The organism is Pseudomonas sp. CGJS7, from assembly GCF_036961695.1.
Genome location: NZ_JBAMDI010000190.1, coordinates 1 through 15,313 on the forward strand (window position 1 = coordinate 1; position 15,313 = coordinate 15,313).

The following is a 15,313-nucleotide window of genomic DNA, read 5'->3' on the forward strand; positions in this document are numbered from 1 at the left end:
TGTAGCTGTCGCTGGCTTGGGCGCGGTATGCGGTCCACATGGCGTCGGCGAAATCGTCGCCGTAGTAGCCGTCGTCGCGGGCGGCGCCGTGTTGGCCCGGCCAGCGGCCGATGCCGTCGGCGGGATTGGTGTCGCGTGCGCCGTTGCCGCGCGGCTGGTAGGGATCGGGTTGGGTCCAGGTGCCGTGGGTCACCCAGCGGTCGGCGTAGCGCAGGATCCGGTCGTCGCTCCAGATGCAGCGCAATTGCGGGGTCAGACGCAGCGCCAGCGCGGCGGCCTTGTAGCCCTTGGCGGTGCAGCAGAACTGGTAGTAGTCGCCGGGTTTCTGGCCGCCGTCGATGTAGCCGTAAGGGTCGCGGCAATCGCGCGAGTTGTTGCCGGTGTTCTGGTTGTCCCAGTAGTCGGCGGCCGAACAGGGGCTGCCGAACAGTACCTTGTTGGCGCCGGCGCCGAGATACAGCTGATCGTCTTCCTGGAACGTGCCGCTCTGGAAATCGCGAACGCGCGCGGCCATCGCCGAGTCGTCGAGCAGCAGCGCCGACAGCGCCAACACCAGCTTGCGGCCATGGCGATGGCCGCCGTCGGCGTGGAAGTGCAGGCCGCCTTGCATCGCCGCGTCGAGATCGATGCCGTATTGCACGAAGTTGATCGCCAACTGGCGGCGTTGCGCGGCGTCGCCTTGCACCATCAGCCGCAGCGCGGCTACGGCGGTGTCGATGGCGATTTCAGCGCCGTAATCGGGCATGTTGCGCTTGGGGTGGATCTGGTCGGCCGACCAGCCGAGTTGGTGGTCCAACTGCACCGGCGCAAAGCGTTCGGTCAGCAGCGCCAGGGTCGGCGTGTTCGGCAACGCCGCCAGGCTGGGCAGGCGTTCCAGGCGCAAGCGGCTGGTCGCGTACAGCGGTTTGTTGCGGCCGAAATAGGGCGGGCGGAAGCTGCCGCTGCCGCCATCGGCCGGCGCGCTCGCCAGCACCGTCAGCACCGCCGCGGTGTCGAGCGAGGTCTTGTCGTCGCCGGCCAGCGACACGGCTTTGACGATGGATTGGTTGGGCGATGCGGTGTAGGGCAGTTTCGGCACCAGGCTGGCGTCGTAGCCGTAGGCGTTGCTGTCGAAGCCGTGGCGATCCACGCGCGAGGGATTCACTTCGAATCCGTTGCGGCCGGAGGCGAAGTTCGGCGCGATCGAAACGATCTTGACCTTGCCCGCGCTGCTCTGGGAGGGCGCGACCCAGTAGTCGCCGTTGGCGAAGCGGCCGCACGGATATTCGCGATCGAGGGTGAAAGTAATGCCGTATTGCTGCACTTTGGAGCAAAGCGTCGCCGCCTTTCCGGCTCCCGGCGACGCGGCGGTCGCGGCGCTGGCGCCGACGGCGAGCAGCGCCAAGCCGCACAGCCATGCGGCGCGCGAAAACCATCGGCGCGCGGTCGTCGGTCGCGACGTATTGGAGAAACAAGAGTGTTGCGTCATGTCAGCCTCTGTCGATGCGGTCGTTTGCGCGATAGGCGTGCGCGCTGCGCGCGACGCGTCCGATGGGAACGACCGGCGGCCCATTCGGAGCGCGCAAGTCTCGGCGATATGCCACGCGCCGACGGGGCGGCTTTGTAATTCTGTGCCGCTGTTGTGCGTTCGCGATTCGCGCGCGAATTTCTATCCGCGACTTGCGCCTCGATACTGTGCGCATCGTCGCTGTGGATGCATCGGTGTTCTAGTTGAGCGATGCGCTCAACGGTGAGTCGTTCCGCAATATCTCGCCGAGTCGCAGCCCGATTGCGAGGCGCGTTCAAGCGCACGCGCACCTCACAAGGCCGTGGTTGCGAAGGCGGCGAGTAGCGGGTCGGCGGGATCGCAGGCACGGTTTCGGCGGCTGTTTTACCGGTCGCAAGGGTGAACGCGACCGCACGCGCGTCGCCCGGACGTGTTGACAGCGGCGCCCGCTCGCTTTACGGTCCGCATCCCCATCCACCGCCGACCGGCGGGCCCAGAGGGATACCATGTCTGAGAGTGTAGCCACCCGCTAATCCTTCGCTGCGCGAAGGTGGGTAACGCGTCGAATCTGTTCGCCATCCGCGCAAAGCGGGTGCGCGTCGTCGCGTTCGTTCCGGCTACAACCGACATGCGACATGAATATTTCCAAGTTGGAGCAACGCGTCCTGCACGCGTTGGCTCAGGGTGGCGCCATCCACCATCGCCGCGCCGCCGTAGGCGCGGCCATCATCGAAGTCGACTGCTACAACCGCGACGGGTTCCGGCTCGCCGATTGTTCGTTGGCGGTGTTCAAGAAACTCAAGCGGCGCCAGCTGATCGCTTCCAGCGACGGCGGGCCTTACCGCATCACTCATCTGGGGCGGCAGGTCGTGCGCCCTCAACTCGACAACAGGTGACCGGCATGCTGAGTCTGCTGATGTTCGGCGCTGTCCGCGATTGCATGCCCACGTACGGGTCACAGGAGGACGATATGCACATTACCGAAGAACAAACCGCGCACCGCGCGCAAATCCATGCCATCACCCGCGCCGCGTTCGGCGGCGACGGCGAGGCCGATCTGGTCGACCGCTTGCGCGAAGACGGACTGGTGCGGTTGTCGCTGGTGGCGATCGAAGACGCGCAGGTGGTCGGTCACGTGTTATTCACCGCGTTGGCGGTGCAGGTGGACGGCCGCGAAGTCGATGCCTTGTGTCTGGCGCCGATCTCGGTGCGTCCGGACTACCAGGGTTCGGGCGTGGGGTCGATGCTGATCCGCGAGGCGTTGGCGCGTCTGGCCGACGACGGCTACGAAGCGGTGGTCGTGCTCGGGCATCCGGAGTATTACCCGCGCTTCGGTTTCAGCGCGGCGTTGGCGAGCAAGCTCGCGGCGCCGTTCTCCGGCGAGGCGTTCATGGCGCTGGAACTGGTCGAGGGCGCGCTGCGCGGAGAGGCCGGGCGGGTGCGTTATCCGGATGCGTTCGGAATCGACGCGGCGGAGTGATGGCAACAACGCGAGGCCCGGCCGTCGGCCGGGCCTCGCGGTTTTGGATCAGTGCGGCAGACCGTCGCCGCAGACGATCTTTTCCAGGTCGAAGTGGCGAGTGCGCAGGCCCCAGCCGAAGGATTCGCCGCAATTGCCGTAAGAGCGCTCGCCGACGATCTGGGTGCGGCTGGCATCGGAATAATAGGTCTGGATGTAGCCTTCGTCCGGGCCGGGATACGGCAGTGCGACGGCGGTCAGCGAGATCGCGGCGCCGAGGACGAACGCGATCAGTGCGAGTTTCTTCGGCAGGCGGTTGATGAGACGCGACATGAAAACTCTCCTTGTTGGCGGTTGGCGACGAACGCGGCGCGCGATGCGCCGCGGGCGTTTCACGGCTGCGGACTGCAGGTGAGCGTGCGGACGGTGATTGCGTCCGTGATGGTTCGCGCAACGGCGCGCGCGTCGGCGTCGCCGTCGGCGGCGATTGCGGTCGAATCGGTGCGTGCGCGCCGGCCTCAGGGGTCGGTGTGGCAGGTGGTCTTGTAGTAGCTCGAGTACGCGGTCACGCGGCCCCACCTATAGGGTTCGCCGCAATAGCCGTACATGCGCTCGCCGACCTTGTCGGTGCGGGCCGCGTCGGAGTAGTAGCTGAAGGTGTAGCTCTCGCCGTCGCGGGCGACCGGCAGCGCGAGCGCGGCGGCCGATGCGGCCAGACCGGCGATGAGCGCGAACGACGCGATTTTCCGCGCGGACGGGGTGTTCGTCTTGAACATCAGGACTCTCCTTCGTGCCTGCGGGCCTCAGCCCTGGATTCCGGCCGCGGCCGGAGCCCTTTTTCTACACGAAAGCGGTCGCGTCCTGAGGTGCCGCCGCGCGGTACTGGGTCGCAGTTCCGCGCGTGAATCGATTCAGGCTTCGGGCACGTAACCGGCCGGTTTGTCGGCGCCGCCGCCGAACAGGAACTTCTCCATCTCCGCTTCCAGGAACGCGCGGTGCTTGGGATCCAGCGGCGAGAGCCGGTTTTCGTTGATCAGCATGGTCTGGTGGGCCAGCCACGCGGCCCAGGCGGTTTTGCCGATGTCGGCGAATACGCGCTTGCCCAGCGGGCCGGGCCAGGGAACGAAGTCGAGGCCTTCGGTTTCGCGTTGTTCGTATTGGCAGAAAACGCTGCGGCTCATCGGGGCAATCCTGTTCAAGTGGGGCGATCGGTACGCGCGGTGGCGCGGCTTCGGTCAATTGGTCGATTCGATCAGTTTACGTATCGGCGCGGGAATGCCGAGTCCGGCCAGTTCTTCGCGCGCGAACCAGCGCAGGTCGTCATTGTCGCCGACCGCGTCGCGCAAGGCGACTTGGCGCCAACGGCGCGGGCGCAGTTCGAGTTTGTAGTGACTGAAGGCGTGGGCGATCGGCGCCAGCGCCGCGCCGTCGGCGAAATCGCCCTGCGCGTGCGCTGCGAACCATTGCGCGGCCTGTTCTTCGTCTTCGGTTTGCGGCAGCGTCCACAGCGAGGCCCAGATGCCGGCGGGCGGGCGTCGCTGCAGCAGCACGCGGCCGTCGCGGTCGAGCAGCCACAGCACCTGCGCGTAACGCTGCGGCGCGACTTTGCCGGGCTTGGGCACCGGCAGTTCGGCCACGCGGCCTTGCAGGCGCGCGGCGCAGTCGTGTTGCAGCGGGCACAGGATGCAGGCCGGATCGGCGCGGGTGCACAAGGTCGCGCCCAGGTCCATCTGCGCCTGGGTGTAATCGGTCATGCGCGCGTGCGGCAGATGCGATTCGGCCAGGGCCCACAACTGCCGTTCCACCGCCGGCAGGCCGGGAAATCCGTCGATACCGTGATAGCGGCTGAGCACGCGTTTGACGTTGCCGTCGAGGATGGCGTGGCGGTCGCCCCAGGCCTGCGACAGGATCGCCGCGGCGGTGCTGCGGCCGATGCCGGGCAGGTCGGTGAGCGCGTCGATATCGCGCGGCAAGTCGCCGCCGTGGCGCTGCACGCACAGCTTGGCCGCAGCGTGCAGGTTGCGCGCGCGGGCGTAGTAGCCCAGGCCCGACCACAGCCCGAGCACCGTGTCTTGCGAAGCGGCGGCGAGCGCGGGCAGATCCGGCAGCGCGGCGACGAAACGTTCGAAATACGGCGCGGCGGTTTTGACCTGGGTCTGTTGCAGCATGATTTCCGACAACCACACCCGGTACGGCGAGCGCGGATGTTGCCAGGGCAGGTCGTGACGGCCGCTGACGTCGAACCATGCGAGCAGGCGGCTGGCGAATGCGTCGGGCGCGGCTATGGGGGATGCGTCGACGGCGGCGGCGGCGGGCTTGGCGCGGCGGCTGCGGGTCGGGGCGTTGGCGCTTTGGCTACGGGCTTTCATCGGACTTCAGTGCGCGGCGGCGGGCGCCGGTGGCGGGGGCGGATCGTCTTCGATCTGGATTTCGATGCCTTCCAGGCTGGCGCCGGAAATTTCGATCTTCGGCGCGCTCAGCGTCCCGCTCAACGGCGGCAGCGGCGAGCCTTTGCTCGCATCCAGCCATTGCAGCACCTGCGGCAGGCGGAAGCGGCCGTCGAAACGGGTTTGGTCGCGTTGCGCCTGCAAGGCGATGGTGTCGGAGAAGTCGGCCTTGCCGGTGTAGTCCAGGCGCAGCGGCAGCGGCGAATCGGATTGGCCCAGCGGCGGCGGCAAGGCCGGCCATGCTGCCGGCCAGGCGGCGATTTCGCCGCGCCAATGCAGCTCCAGCGCGTCGCCGAAGGTGAAGCTGCCGGCGGCGCTCAAGTCGGGAATGGGATTGTCCGCGGCGTTCGCTTTCGCGCTCGGGTCGCCGCCGCGGACGATCGCGCCCATCGGCGACAGGCTCAGCTTGCCGTCGCGATAACGCAGCGGGCCGGCCACGCCGTAAACGAACGGCAGGTCGGTATCGCCGGAGCGATAACGGGCGTTGGCGCCCAGCCGCAATCGATCCAGGCCCAGGCCGTCGTCGCCGGAATGCAGCAGCGCGCCCAGCCGCACCCGCATCGGCAGGCGCCAATCCTTGGCCTCCACCGCGATCGCGCCGGCCACGCCGACGCCGCGCGCGAGCGCGGGGCGTTGCAAGGTCGCGGCCAGATCGAACGGAACCGCCACGCCGTCGCTGAGCGCGCGTCCGCGCAAATGCCCGCGCACCGGTTTGTCGGGGCCCAACTCAGCGAAGTTCAAGGCAAGCCGCTCGACCGACCAGCCTTCGCCGATCAAACGGCCATCGATCACGCGGGCGCCGCGGCTCAGCGAGGGAATCCGAATCGGTTCGGTCGACGGCGGGCGCGTGGCCAGCCAGTGGTTCAAAGCGGCGATATCGATCTGCGGCGCGTCCAGTTCGACCCGTTCGACATCGAGCGAATCGCCGGCGGCGCGCAAAGTGGCCCACGGCAGCGACAGATAGGCGCGTTGCGCGCGCAGCAGCGGCGTGCCGGCGCCGGGTTCGCGCACCACCAGATCGCGTACGACGATCATCGGCGTGCCGCGCAAGCGGTACTCGCTGGCGCCGCTGGCGCTGATTTCCAGGCCCAGCGCGCGGCCGGTCTGGGACAGCACGATCCAACTGACCTGGCTGGGCCGCGAGACCCAGCGCCCGCCGATCAGCGCCGCCAGCAGCAGCGCGAGCAATACATAAATCCGCTTGCGCGAGCGGCGTGCGGGCGGCGGCGCCGTCTGCGCGGGCATCGCGCCTCAGCCGCCGAGCGCGTCGGGCAGCAGGGCGTCGACGAAGGCTTCGGCATCGAACACGCGCAGGTCCTCGGGGCGTTCGCCGATGCCGGCGAAGCGGATCGGAATGCCGAACTCGCGCGCCAAGGCGAACACCACGCCGCCCTTGGCGGTGCCGTCGAGCTTGGTCACCACCAGCCCGGTCACCCCGACCGCGGCATGGAACTGGCGCAGCTGCGACAGCGCGTTCTGGCCGGTGGTGCCGTCGATCACCATCAGCACTTCATGCGGCGCGGTGGTATCGACCTTGCCGAGCACGCGGCGGATCTTGCCCAACTCGGCCATCAGGCCCTGCTGGGTGTGCAGACGTCCGGCGGTGTCGGCGATCAGCACCTGGGTGCCGCGCGCCTTGGCCGCTTGCAGCGCATCGAACGCGACCGACGCGGCATCGGCGTTCTGGCCTTGCGCCACCACCGGCACGCCGTTGCGTTCGCCCCAGGCTTGCAGCTGCGCCACCGCGGCGGCGCGGAAGGTGTCGCCGGCGGCCAGCATCAGCGGGCGGTTTTCGTCGCGGAAGCGTTTGGCCAGCTTGCCGATGGTGGTGGTCTTGCCGACGCCGTTGACGCCGACGGTGAGCACCACGAACGGCTTGGCGTTGACGTCGATGACCAGCGGCTTGGCCACCGGTTGCAGCATCGCGATCAGATCGGCGCGCAATGCCGCCAGCAGCGCGTTGGCGTCGGCGAATTCGCGCGACTTCATCCGCTTGCGCAGGTTCTCGACCAGGGCGGTGGTGGCGCCGACGCCGACGTCGGCGGTGATCAGCGCGGTCTCGATTTCGTCGAGCAGGTCGTCGTCCAGGCGCGGGTTGCGCGAGAACAGGCCGCCGAAGCTGCGCGCGAACGCGCTGCCGCGCAGGCGCTCGCGCCAGCCCAGCTTGCCGGCCGGGGCGGCGGGCTTGTCGATGTAATCGGTGGGGGCAGTCGGTGCGGTTTCGAATACGACCGTGTCGCTGGCCGGCACCGGCGCGGCGGCCGGTTGCGGCGCCGCGACGACAGCCGCCGGGGCGGGCGCCGAGGGCTGCGGCAACGGCGGTTCGACCTCCAGCAGCGCGGCCACGACTTCCGGCGGCACCGGCGGTTCGGCGGCGTAGGCCGGCGCCGCAGGCTCGGACACGGCTTCGGCGGCCGTTTCGGCCACGGGTTCGGTCGGCTGCGCGTTGGGGAACGCCGCGGCCAGTTCTTCGGTGCTGTAGTCGCGCTCGGACGGTTTCCCGCCAGCGGTTTCGTTCTTTTTGCGGCGGAAAAAACTGAGCATGAGACGGGAGGTGGGGGCATGCGCGAGAATCTCCACATGCTAGCACCGGCTCCCAGACTCCCCCGATGAAGACTTCCCGACGCGGCGCCCGCGCAGGCGCCGGTTCCGGCCGCGGCCCTGGCGCCGGCGGACCCGCTCCGGCCAGGCCGGGGGCTGCCGCGAGCGCGGCGGCCGGCAAAGTCCGGATCATCGGCGGCCGTTGGCGCGGCACCCGTCTGGAGGTGGCCGACGCGCCGGGCCTGCGTCCGACCTCCGACCGGGTCCGCGAAACCCTGTTCAATTGGCTGCTGCCGGCGCTGCCCGGCGCACGCGTGCTGGACCTGTTCGCCGGCAGCGGCGCATTGGGGCTGGAAGCGCTCTCGCGCGGCGCGGCCAGCGCGGTGCTGGTCGAACGCGAGCCGGCGCTGGCCGCGCAACTGCGCGCACTGACCGCGCGGCTGCAAGGCGGCGAGGGCGCGCAGGTGGTTCAGGCCGACGCCTTGAGCTGGCTGGCCACCCAGCCGCCGACGGGCGAGGGCGCGCCGGGTTTCGATCTGGCCTTCGTCGACCCGCCGTTCGCGGCCGGATTGTGGGATGCGGTGTGGCCGCTGTTGTTGCCGAGATTGGCGCCGTCGGCCTGGCTGTACGTCGAGGCGCCGATCGACGCGGCGATCGCCTTGCCGCCGCCGTGGGCGCCGCACCGCGAAGGCGCCACCCGCGAGGTGCGTTACGCGCTGTACCGCCGGCTGTCGGCCTGACCGAGCCGGCCTGCGGGCCGATCCGCGCCCCGGCGCGCCCGACCGGCCCGCGCGGACGGCTGCTACACTGCGCCGCATCCGGCGGGGCGGCCTTCCCGCTCCCCGTCATTCCAGCAGCGAACGACACATCGAATGAGCTCGGCCCGCAACCGCATCGCCGTCTATCCCGGCACGTTCGACCCCATCACCAACGGCCATATCGATCTGGTCGACCGCGCCGCGCCGCTGTTCGAGCGGATGATCATCGGCGTGGCCGAGAGCCCGAGCAAAGGCCCGGCGCTGCCGCTGGACATCCGCGTCGACCTGGCCCGCAAGGCGGTGGCCCATCACGCCCACGTCGAAGTGCGCGGCTTCAACTGCCTGCTCGCGCATTTCGTCGCCGAAGTCGGCGGCGGGGTGCTGCTGCGCGGTCTGCGCGCGGTCTCGGACTTCGAGTACGAGTTCCAGCTGGCCAGCATGAACCGCCATCTGATTCCCGAGGTGGAGACGCTGTTCCTGACTCCGGCCGAGCAATACGGCTTCATTTCGTCCTCGCTGGTGCGCGAAATCGCGCGACTGGGCGGCGACGTGTCCGGCTTCGTGCCGCCGGCGGTGGCGCAAGCGCTGCAGGCCGAGTGGCAACGCAAGAAAAACTGATCACCCAACGACACACCCGAACCGAACCTCAAGGGGCCTACCGATGAAAACTTCCTTCCGTCTGCTGTTGATCGCCTGCCTGGCGCTGCCGTTGCTGGCCGCTTGCCAGAAAGAGGAGAAGAAGGAGGTCGCGGCCGAAGCCGCGCCGTTGTCGGCGCCCAAGACCAGCGACGAAACCGCCTGGAACGCGTACCTGACCGACGTGATCAAGCGCAATCTCGACGGCGTCAACGGCAGCACCTACGTGTACGTGCTGCCGGCGGCCGAGTCGCCGACCTTCCAGCGCGATTACGACCTGATGCTGGAAAAGTCGGTCGGCGACATGTCGCGCGGCATCCTGGAAGGCAACCTGGTCGCGTTCGGCTCGCCGAACTCGGCCAAGAGCGCGGATCTGGTGATCGCTTCGTTCGCCAAGGTCGAGCCGGCGACGATGAAGGGCGTGAAGTTCATCTTCATCGGCGACGCGGCTGACAGCGAGCGGGTCAAGGCGGCGGTCAGCGCTTCGGGCGTGAATTACGTGTTCGTTGAAGCCAAGTAAGCGGCGGTTGCCGTCCTGGCGACGGCGCGATGGATTGTCGACTCGGGCCGCCTTGTGCGGCCCGAGTTGTTTTTGCGGACTGGGTGCCCCCTTTGCAAAAGGGGGCGGCGCCTTGGCGTATGCCTGAGGGGTGGTTGGAATGGCGGCGCGGGGGATTTGTCGCGACCTGAGGCAAATCCCCCCTAGCCCCCTTTTGCAAAGGGGGGAACAGTGGCGCGGCGCGGTTTTGGCTCGGCGAGCGTGTGAATTCGCCCCCTTTGCAAAAGGGGGCTGCGCCCCGGCGTTTGCTTGAGGGGTGGTTGGAGCGTCGGCGCGGGGGATTTGTCGCGACCTGAGGCCAATCCCCCCTAGCCCCCCTTTTTCAAAGGGGGGAACAGTGACGCGGCGGTCTCGGCGCAGCGGGCGTGTGAATTCGTCCCCTTTGCAAAAGGGGGCTGCGCCCCGGCGTTTGCTTGAGGAGTGGTGGGAGCGTCGGCGCGGGGGATTTGTCGCGACCTGAGGTAAATCCCCCCTAACCCCCCTTTTTCAAAGGGGGGAACTGCGGCGGCGCGGTAGGGGGCATGACCTTTCGCAACCTTTCGCCCGCAACACGCAGCATCCCGGCCCGCAGCTATGCCCAGCCGGCGCAGAAGCCTAAACTGGGCGCCTTGGCCGGCACCGCGAATCGCGCGACAGCGCCGGCGCCCTTCGAACGCCCATGTCGCTCAAGATCAACGAACTCTGCGTCAACTGCGACGTCTGCGAGCCGGCCTGTCCCAATCAGGCCATCGCTCAGGGTGAAACCATCTATGTGATCGATCCGGCGCGCTGCACCGAATGCGTCGGCCACTACGATGAGCCCCAATGCGTGGTGGTCTGCCCGGTCGAGTGCATCGACAAAGACCCCGAACACGTCGAATCCGAACCGCAGCTGCTCGACAAGCTGCGCCGTCTACAACAGGAGTGAACCCGATGCGCAAGGCGTTGCGGCCGCGAGCCGGTCTGATGTCTCCCTGGCTGCTGGCCTCGTTGCTGCTGATCGCCACGCCCGCGCTGTGCAAACAGCCCGCCGCCCAGGCCGCCCAGGCATCGCCCGCCAAGCCGGCCGCCGCGCATCCGCCGGGCACGGTGATCGCCGGCGCGCACACGCTGTCGACCCAGGCCGGCCTGGACATCGTGCGCCAGGGCGGCAACGCCTTCGATGCCGCGATCGCGGTGTCCTCGACCCTGTCGGTGGTCGAACCGGTCAGCTCCGGCATCGGCGGCGGCGGGTTCTTCCTGCTGCACGACGCCAAGACCAACCGCGACATCTTCGTCGACGCGCGCGAAACCGCGCCGGCCGCGGCTACGCCGGCGGCGTTCCTGGACGAAAAGGGCGAGCTCAATCGCGATCGCTCGGTCAACGGGCCGTGGTCGGCGGGCATCCCCGGGTTGCCGGCGGCGTTGGTCCATCTTGCGCAGAAGTACGGCAAGTTGCCGCTGAAGACCTCGCTGGCGCCGGCGATCAAGATCGCCCGCGAAGGTTTCCCGGTCTACGCGCGCCTGGAAAAAAGCTACGGCAGCCGGCGCGAAGTGATGGAGCGCTACCGCGGCACCCGCGAGGTCTATCTGGCCGACGGCGATCCGCCCAAGGTCGGCGAAATCTTCAAGCAGCCCGATCTGGCCCGCACTCTGGAACTGCTGGGCGAGAAGGGCTTCGACGGTTTCTATCGCGGCGACGTCGCCGAAAAACTGCTCGCCTCGGTCAAGGAAGAAGGCGGCAAGTGGACGGCCGAAGAGTTGTCCGGCTACAAAGTGGTCGAACGCGAACCGCTGAAGTTGAAGTACCGCGGCTGGGACATCGTCACCGCGCCGCCGCCGTCCTCGGGCGGGGTGGCGTTCGCCGAGATCCTGCAGATTCTGGAAGGCTGGGATCTGAGCAAGCTCGATCCGGCCCACCGCACCCACATCATCGCCGAGGCCATGCGCCGCGCGTACCGCGACCGCACCATTTACCTGGGCGATCCGGACTTCGTGAAGATGCCGCTGCGGCGTCTGACCAGTGCCGATTACGCCGCCGGTCTGCGCGCCACCATCCATCCGGAAAAAGCCACGCCCAGCGATCTGCTGTCGGGCCAGCCGGCGCCGCTGGAAGACGATGAGACCACTCATTTCTCGATCATCGACCGCGAAGGCAACCGGGTTTCGGCCACGCAGACGGTGAATTTGCTGTACGGCTCGGGCCTGGTCGCGCCGGGCACCGGTGTGCTGCTCAACAATGAAATGGACGACTTCGCCCTGCGTCCGGGCACGCCCAACGCCTTCGGCGTGATGGGCTTCGCCGCCAACGCGCCGCAAGCCGGCAAGCGCATGCTCAGCTCGATGACGCCGAGCTTCCTGGAATCCAAGGACAAGGTGATCGCGGTCGGCGCGCCCGGCGGCAGCCGCATCATCACCCAGGTGCTGTTGGCAGTGCTGGCCTACGACGCCGGCCTGAGCCCGCAGCAAGTGGCTGCGCAGCCGCGCATTCATCACCAGTGGCTGCCCGATGTGATCTCGGCCGAGGCCGGCGCGCTCGACGCCGACACCGTCGCCAAGCTGCAGGCGATGGGCCACAAGGTCAACGCCGCCGAATCGACCTGGGGCAATCTGCAGACGGTGATGTGGGACAAGCGCGACAACACCTTGTCCGGCGGCACCGATCCGCGCAATGAGGTCGGCCTGGCCGAGGTCTTGCTCGACAAGCGCTGAATCGACGGCGTCAGCGCGTCGCCGGCGATGGCGCCGGCGCCGCGCGTTGCAGTAGATTGCGCCGGATGGACAGTACGCAGGCCGCATTGGAACAGGCCGGACAGGAACAAGCTGGAAAGGAACAGGGGAGCGGGCAGTGAGCGACGAAGACAAACGCTGGTATACCCGCGTGCCCGCGATTTCGATCGCGCTGGTGGCGTTTCTGGTCGCGCTGACCACGTTGATCAACAACGTGCGCGAGATCGGCGGGCTCAAGGACAAGTCGCCCGCCGCGCCCGCGCCGGCGGCGGCCGCGCCCGTGCCGGCGGCGAAACCGGCCGAGCCCAAGGCGCCGTCGCGTTATTCGGTGCTGTTGACTCTGGACCGGATCGAAGTGCTCAACGACGGCACCAACGGCAGCACCACCTGGTCGTTCGACGTCAGCGCCGGCGGTCAGGACTTGTTCCAGCTGCCCGCGCGCGACTACGTCGACGGCGAGGAAGGCCGCGACGTCAAACCGCGCACCAGCGATCCTTCGATCGGCCGGGTCGTGCTGGTGCCGGGCCAGGAAATGCTGATCAAGATCAGCGGCCGCACCGGCGGCATCATCAGCAAACTCTCCGCCAGCGGCACCGCGACCCTGGTCGCCGACCGCCCGCTGGCGCCGATTCGGGTGCTGGGCGGCGACGGCCGCGACGGCGAGTTCATTTTCCATTTCTCCACCGTCGCCACGCCGCAGTGAGGCGGAAGCAGGGAACAGGCTTGGAAAATCGCGGCGGCAAGCGCTGATGAATCGCGCCATCTGAATGATCTTCAGTTCCCCGATCCCCATTCCCCAACCCCCGCTGCAACCCCCCAATCCCGGCTAAAATCAGACTTCCCCCGCCAGTGCCCGCAACCGGGCGGTGCCGACATGAAACTCTGGTCCATCCTCGGTAACTCGCAGAAACTCGATGGCGGCGCGATGTTCGGCAACGCGCCGCGGGCGATGTGGGCCAAATGGTCGCCGCCGGACGAACAAAACCGCATCGCGCTGGCCTGCCGCGCGCTGTTGGCCAGCCCGCTGGCCGGCAAGACGGTGTTGTTCGAAGCCGGCATCGGCGCGTTCTTCGAACCCAAGCTGCGCGAGCGCTACGGCGTGGTCGAAGAACGGCATGTACTGATCGATTCGCTGGCCCAGGCCGGTTTCGCGCCGCAGGACATCGACGTGGTGGTGCTCTCGCATCTGCATTTCGATCACGCCGGCGGATTGCTGGCGCCGTGGGCCGAGGGCCGGGCGCCCGAGCTGCTGTTCCCCAACGCCGCGTATCTGGTCGGGCGCGAACACTACGAGCGCGCGTTGCACCCGCATCCGCGCGACCGCGCCAGCTTCATTCCCGAACTGCCGGCGCTGCTGGAAGCCACCGGCCGGCTGGAACTGGTCGAGGGCGAGCGTTCCAAGCTGCTCGGCGACAGCGTGCGTTTCCATTACAGCCACGGCCACACACCGGGACTGATGCTGGCCGAGATCGTCGGCCCCGACAGCGCCCACGGACAACCGCACGGCGGCGTGGTGTTCTGCGCCGATCTGATTCCCGGCCGGCCGTGGGTGCACGTGCCGATCACCATGGGCTACGACCGCAACGCCGAGTTGTTGATCGACGAAAAGAAAGCCTTCCTCAGCGACAAACTCGAACGCAACGTGCATCTGTTCTTCACCCACGACCCCGGTTGCGCGTTGGCGCAGGTGGTGCGCGATGAGAAGGGCAAGTTCGGCACCGCGCACGAAGTCGCCGAGTTGCAGGCCAGGGCCCTGGCTGCGTGAGCCCGAACCTGGCGATGCGCGCGCTGTTCGCGATCGCATTGGCGGCAGCGTTGTGCATCGCCGCGCCGGCGCGCGCGCAAGACGAGGACAGCGGCGAGCCGGTCGGCGAACCGTTGCCGGGCAAGGCATTGACCGATCGCGATTTCGGCGTGGTCAGCCGTCAGTTCGGCCTGGACCGACGGGTGGAGATGTATCAATGGCGGCGTTCGGCCGGCACCGCGCCGGGCGATTCGGGTTACCAGCGGATCTGGAACTCCGCGCCGATCGATTCCAGCGGCTTCGCGCCCGGCCACGTCAATCCCACGCGCATGCCGCTGGAGAACAAGCGCTGGTGGTCGGAGTCGGCGACTCTGGACGACAAGCCCATCGACAGCGAAGTGCTGCGCGCGTTGGGCGAGTGGAAACTGTTCCGGCCCAACTTCAGCCGCTTGCCGGCCAACCTGGCGGCGACGTTTCAACCCGAGGGCGACGGCCTGGGCAGTTCGGAGAATCCGCTGGCGCCGCAGATCGGCGACTTGCGCGTGACTTGGCGCGAACTGCGTTTGCCGGCGTTGGAAAGCCAGTTGGAACTGCGCGAAGGCGCGTGGCAACTCAAGCCTGAAGCGGCTGCGGCGGCGCTTAACGCGGCGCCGGCGCGCGCGGGCGCGGCGGTGTTGGGCGAGCCGCCGGCGGATGAGCGCTGGTCTTGGGGATGGTTGATCGCGGGCGTTGCGGCCGCGGCTGCGGCGTTGATGTGGTTGCGCGGGCGGCGCAAGCGGTCGGCGTAAGCGGCGGCGTGGCGAAGATCAAAATGGATTCCGGCTTTCGCCGGAATGACGGGGTAGGGGAGTGCGCGATGGCTCTGGCCGTCGTTGTTGGGATTGAAGGGAAGCTAAGAGCAAAATGGGTTCCGGCTTTCGCCGGAATGACGGGTAGGGGAGTGTGCGATGGCTCTGGCCGTCGTTGTTGGGATTGAAGGGAAGCTAAGAGCAAAA

At 68.1% G+C, this 15,313-nt stretch carries 17 protein-coding genes; 10 read left to right on the forward strand and 7 right to left on the reverse strand.

The features are described from left to right. Positions 1-1,384 (reverse strand): hypothetical protein (locus V7787_RS49285; RefSeq protein WP_336094895.1); only part of this gene is annotated, 1,384 nt, incomplete at its 3' end. A gap of 737 nt (positions 1,385-2,121) precedes the next feature. Here V7787_RS49285 and V7787_RS49290 point away from each other — a divergent pair. Further along, positions 2,122-2,382: a YjhX family toxin gene (locus V7787_RS49290; RefSeq protein WP_336094896.1), complete on the forward strand. Its 261-nt coding sequence runs from the start codon at positions 2,122-2,124 to the stop codon at positions 2,380-2,382. 74 nt (positions 2,383-2,456) lie between these two features. After that, positions 2,457-2,966, forward strand: a complete 510-nt coding sequence (locus V7787_RS49295) for a GNAT family N-acetyltransferase (protein ID WP_336094897.1) — start codon at positions 2,457-2,459, stop codon at positions 2,964-2,966. A gap of 48 nt (positions 2,967-3,014) precedes the next feature. Here the strand turns inward: V7787_RS49295 and V7787_RS49300 are convergent, their stop codons facing one another. The 6 genes from V7787_RS49300 to ftsY all read right to left on the reverse strand — a co-directional run bounded on the left by V7787_RS49300 (position 3,015) and on the right by ftsY (position 7,936). After that, positions 3,015-3,278, reverse strand: a complete 264-nt coding sequence (locus tag V7787_RS49300) for a hypothetical protein (protein WP_336094898.1) — start codon at positions 3,276-3,278, stop codon at positions 3,015-3,017. 185 nt (positions 3,279-3,463) lie between these two features. Next, the gene (locus tag V7787_RS49305) at positions 3,464-3,721 is read right to left on the reverse strand and encodes a hypothetical protein (protein WP_336094899.1); all 258 of its coding nucleotides are present in this window, start codon (positions 3,719-3,721) and stop codon (positions 3,464-3,466) included. A gap of 135 nt (positions 3,722-3,856) precedes the next feature. Beyond that, positions 3,857-4,126, reverse strand: coding sequence for an oxidative damage protection protein (locus V7787_RS49310; protein ID WP_336094900.1), 270 nt, complete (start codon positions 4,124-4,126; stop codon positions 3,857-3,859). Positions 4,127-4,180: 54 nt separating this feature from the next. Next, positions 4,181-5,314, reverse strand: a complete 1,134-nt coding sequence (mutY, locus tag V7787_RS49315; protein ID WP_336094901.1) for an A/G-specific adenine glycosylase — start codon at positions 5,312-5,314, stop codon at positions 4,181-4,183. 6 nt (positions 5,315-5,320) lie between these two features. Beyond that, positions 5,321-6,637, reverse strand: a complete 1,317-nt coding sequence (locus V7787_RS49320; protein ID WP_336094902.1) for a hypothetical protein — start codon at positions 6,635-6,637, stop codon at positions 5,321-5,323. 6 nt (positions 6,638-6,643) lie between these two features. Further along, positions 6,644-7,936 carry a signal recognition particle-docking protein FtsY gene (gene ftsY / locus V7787_RS49325; RefSeq protein ID WP_336094903.1) on the reverse strand — a complete coding sequence of 431 codons (1,293 nt, stop codon included), beginning with the start codon at positions 7,934-7,936 and terminating at the stop codon, positions 6,644-6,646. Positions 7,937-8,001: 65 nt separating this feature from the next. Between ftsY and rsmD the strand changes: the two genes are divergently transcribed. The 8 genes from rsmD (at position 8,002) to V7787_RS49365 (ending at position 15,106) form a co-directional block, all read left to right on the forward strand. Beyond that, positions 8,002-8,673, forward strand: a complete 672-nt coding sequence (gene rsmD, locus V7787_RS49330; protein WP_336094904.1) for a 16S rRNA (guanine(966)-N(2))-methyltransferase RsmD — start codon at positions 8,002-8,004, stop codon at positions 8,671-8,673. A 132-nt stretch (positions 8,674-8,805) separates the two neighbouring features. Beyond that, complete coding sequence (coaD, locus tag V7787_RS49335) at positions 8,806-9,309, forward strand: pantetheine-phosphate adenylyltransferase (protein WP_336094905.1); 504 nt, start codon at positions 8,806-8,808, stop codon at positions 9,307-9,309. Between the two features lie 43 nt (positions 9,310-9,352). Next, positions 9,353-9,847 (forward strand): hypothetical protein, encoded by a 495-nt coding sequence (locus V7787_RS49340; protein ID WP_336094906.1) that lies wholly within the window; start codon positions 9,353-9,355, stop codon positions 9,845-9,847. 697 nt (positions 9,848-10,544) lie between these two features. Continuing rightward, positions 10,545-10,793 (forward strand): YfhL family 4Fe-4S dicluster ferredoxin, encoded by a 249-nt coding sequence (locus tag V7787_RS49345; RefSeq protein ID WP_336094907.1) that lies wholly within the window; start codon positions 10,545-10,547, stop codon positions 10,791-10,793. A 38-nt stretch (positions 10,794-10,831) separates the two neighbouring features. Beyond that, entirely contained in the window at positions 10,832-12,556 is a 1,725-nt protein-coding gene (ggt, locus tag V7787_RS49350; RefSeq protein WP_336094908.1) for a gamma-glutamyltransferase, read from the forward strand. Positions 12,557-12,692: 136 nt separating this feature from the next. Next, on the forward strand, positions 12,693-13,277 hold the full coding sequence (locus tag V7787_RS49355; RefSeq protein WP_336094909.1) for a hypothetical protein: 585 nt from the start codon (positions 12,693-12,695) through the stop codon (positions 13,275-13,277). 171 nt (positions 13,278-13,448) lie between these two features. Continuing rightward, positions 13,449-14,339, forward strand: a complete 891-nt coding sequence (locus tag V7787_RS49360; protein ID WP_336094910.1) for an MBL fold metallo-hydrolase — start codon at positions 13,449-13,451, stop codon at positions 14,337-14,339. Then, complete coding sequence (locus tag V7787_RS49365) at positions 14,336-15,106, forward strand: TMEM43 family protein (protein ID WP_336094911.1); 771 nt, start codon at positions 14,336-14,338, stop codon at positions 15,104-15,106. The genes V7787_RS49360 and V7787_RS49365 overlap by 4 nt, the downstream gene beginning before the upstream one ends. The last annotated feature ends 207 nt before the right edge of the window (positions 15,107-15,313 follow it).

Bases quoted from the DNA above. Each gene is read 5' to 3' on its own strand.
- ggt (WP_336094908.1), top strand. From the start codon at position 10,832: ATGTCTCCCTGGCTGCTGGCCTCGTTGCTGCTGATCGCCACGCCCGCG.
- coaD (WP_336094905.1), top strand. From the start codon at position 8,806: ATGAGCTCGGCCCGCAACCGCATCGCCGTCTATCCCGGCACGTTCGAC.
- V7787_RS49345 (WP_336094907.1), top strand. From the start codon at position 10,545: ATGTCGCTCAAGATCAACGAACTCTGCGTCAACTGCGACGTCTGCGAG.
- V7787_RS49340 (WP_336094906.1), top strand. From the start codon at position 9,353: ATGAAAACTTCCTTCCGTCTGCTGTTGATCGCCTGCCTGGCGCTGCCG.
- V7787_RS49295 (WP_336094897.1), top strand. From the start codon at position 2,457: ATGCACATTACCGAAGAACAAACCGCGCACCGCGCGCAAATCCATGCC.
- rsmD (WP_336094904.1), top strand. From the start codon at position 8,002: ATGAAGACTTCCCGACGCGGCGCCCGCGCAGGCGCCGGTTCCGGCCGC.
- V7787_RS49305 (WP_336094899.1), bottom strand. From the start codon at position 3,721: ATGTTCAAGACGAACACCCCGTCCGCGCGGAAAATCGCGTCGTTCGCG.
- mutY (WP_336094901.1), bottom strand. From the start codon at position 5,314: ATGAAAGCCCGTAGCCAAAGCGCCAACGCCCCGACCCGCAGCCGCCGC.
- V7787_RS49320 (WP_336094902.1), bottom strand. From the start codon at position 6,637: ATGCCCGCGCAGACGGCGCCGCCGCCCGCACGCCGCTCGCGCAAGCGG.
- V7787_RS49360 (WP_336094910.1), top strand. From the start codon at position 13,449: ATGAAACTCTGGTCCATCCTCGGTAACTCGCAGAAACTCGATGGCGGC.
- ftsY (WP_336094903.1), bottom strand. From the start codon at position 7,936: ATGCTCAGTTTTTTCCGCCGCAAAAAGAACGAAACCGCTGGCGGGAAA.
- V7787_RS49300 (WP_336094898.1), bottom strand. From the start codon at position 3,278: ATGTCGCGTCTCATCAACCGCCTGCCGAAGAAACTCGCACTGATCGCG.
- V7787_RS49310 (WP_336094900.1), bottom strand. From the start codon at position 4,126: ATGAGCCGCAGCGTTTTCTGCCAATACGAACAACGCGAAACCGAAGGC.
- V7787_RS49290 (WP_336094896.1), top strand. From the start codon at position 2,122: ATGAATATTTCCAAGTTGGAGCAACGCGTCCTGCACGCGTTGGCTCAG.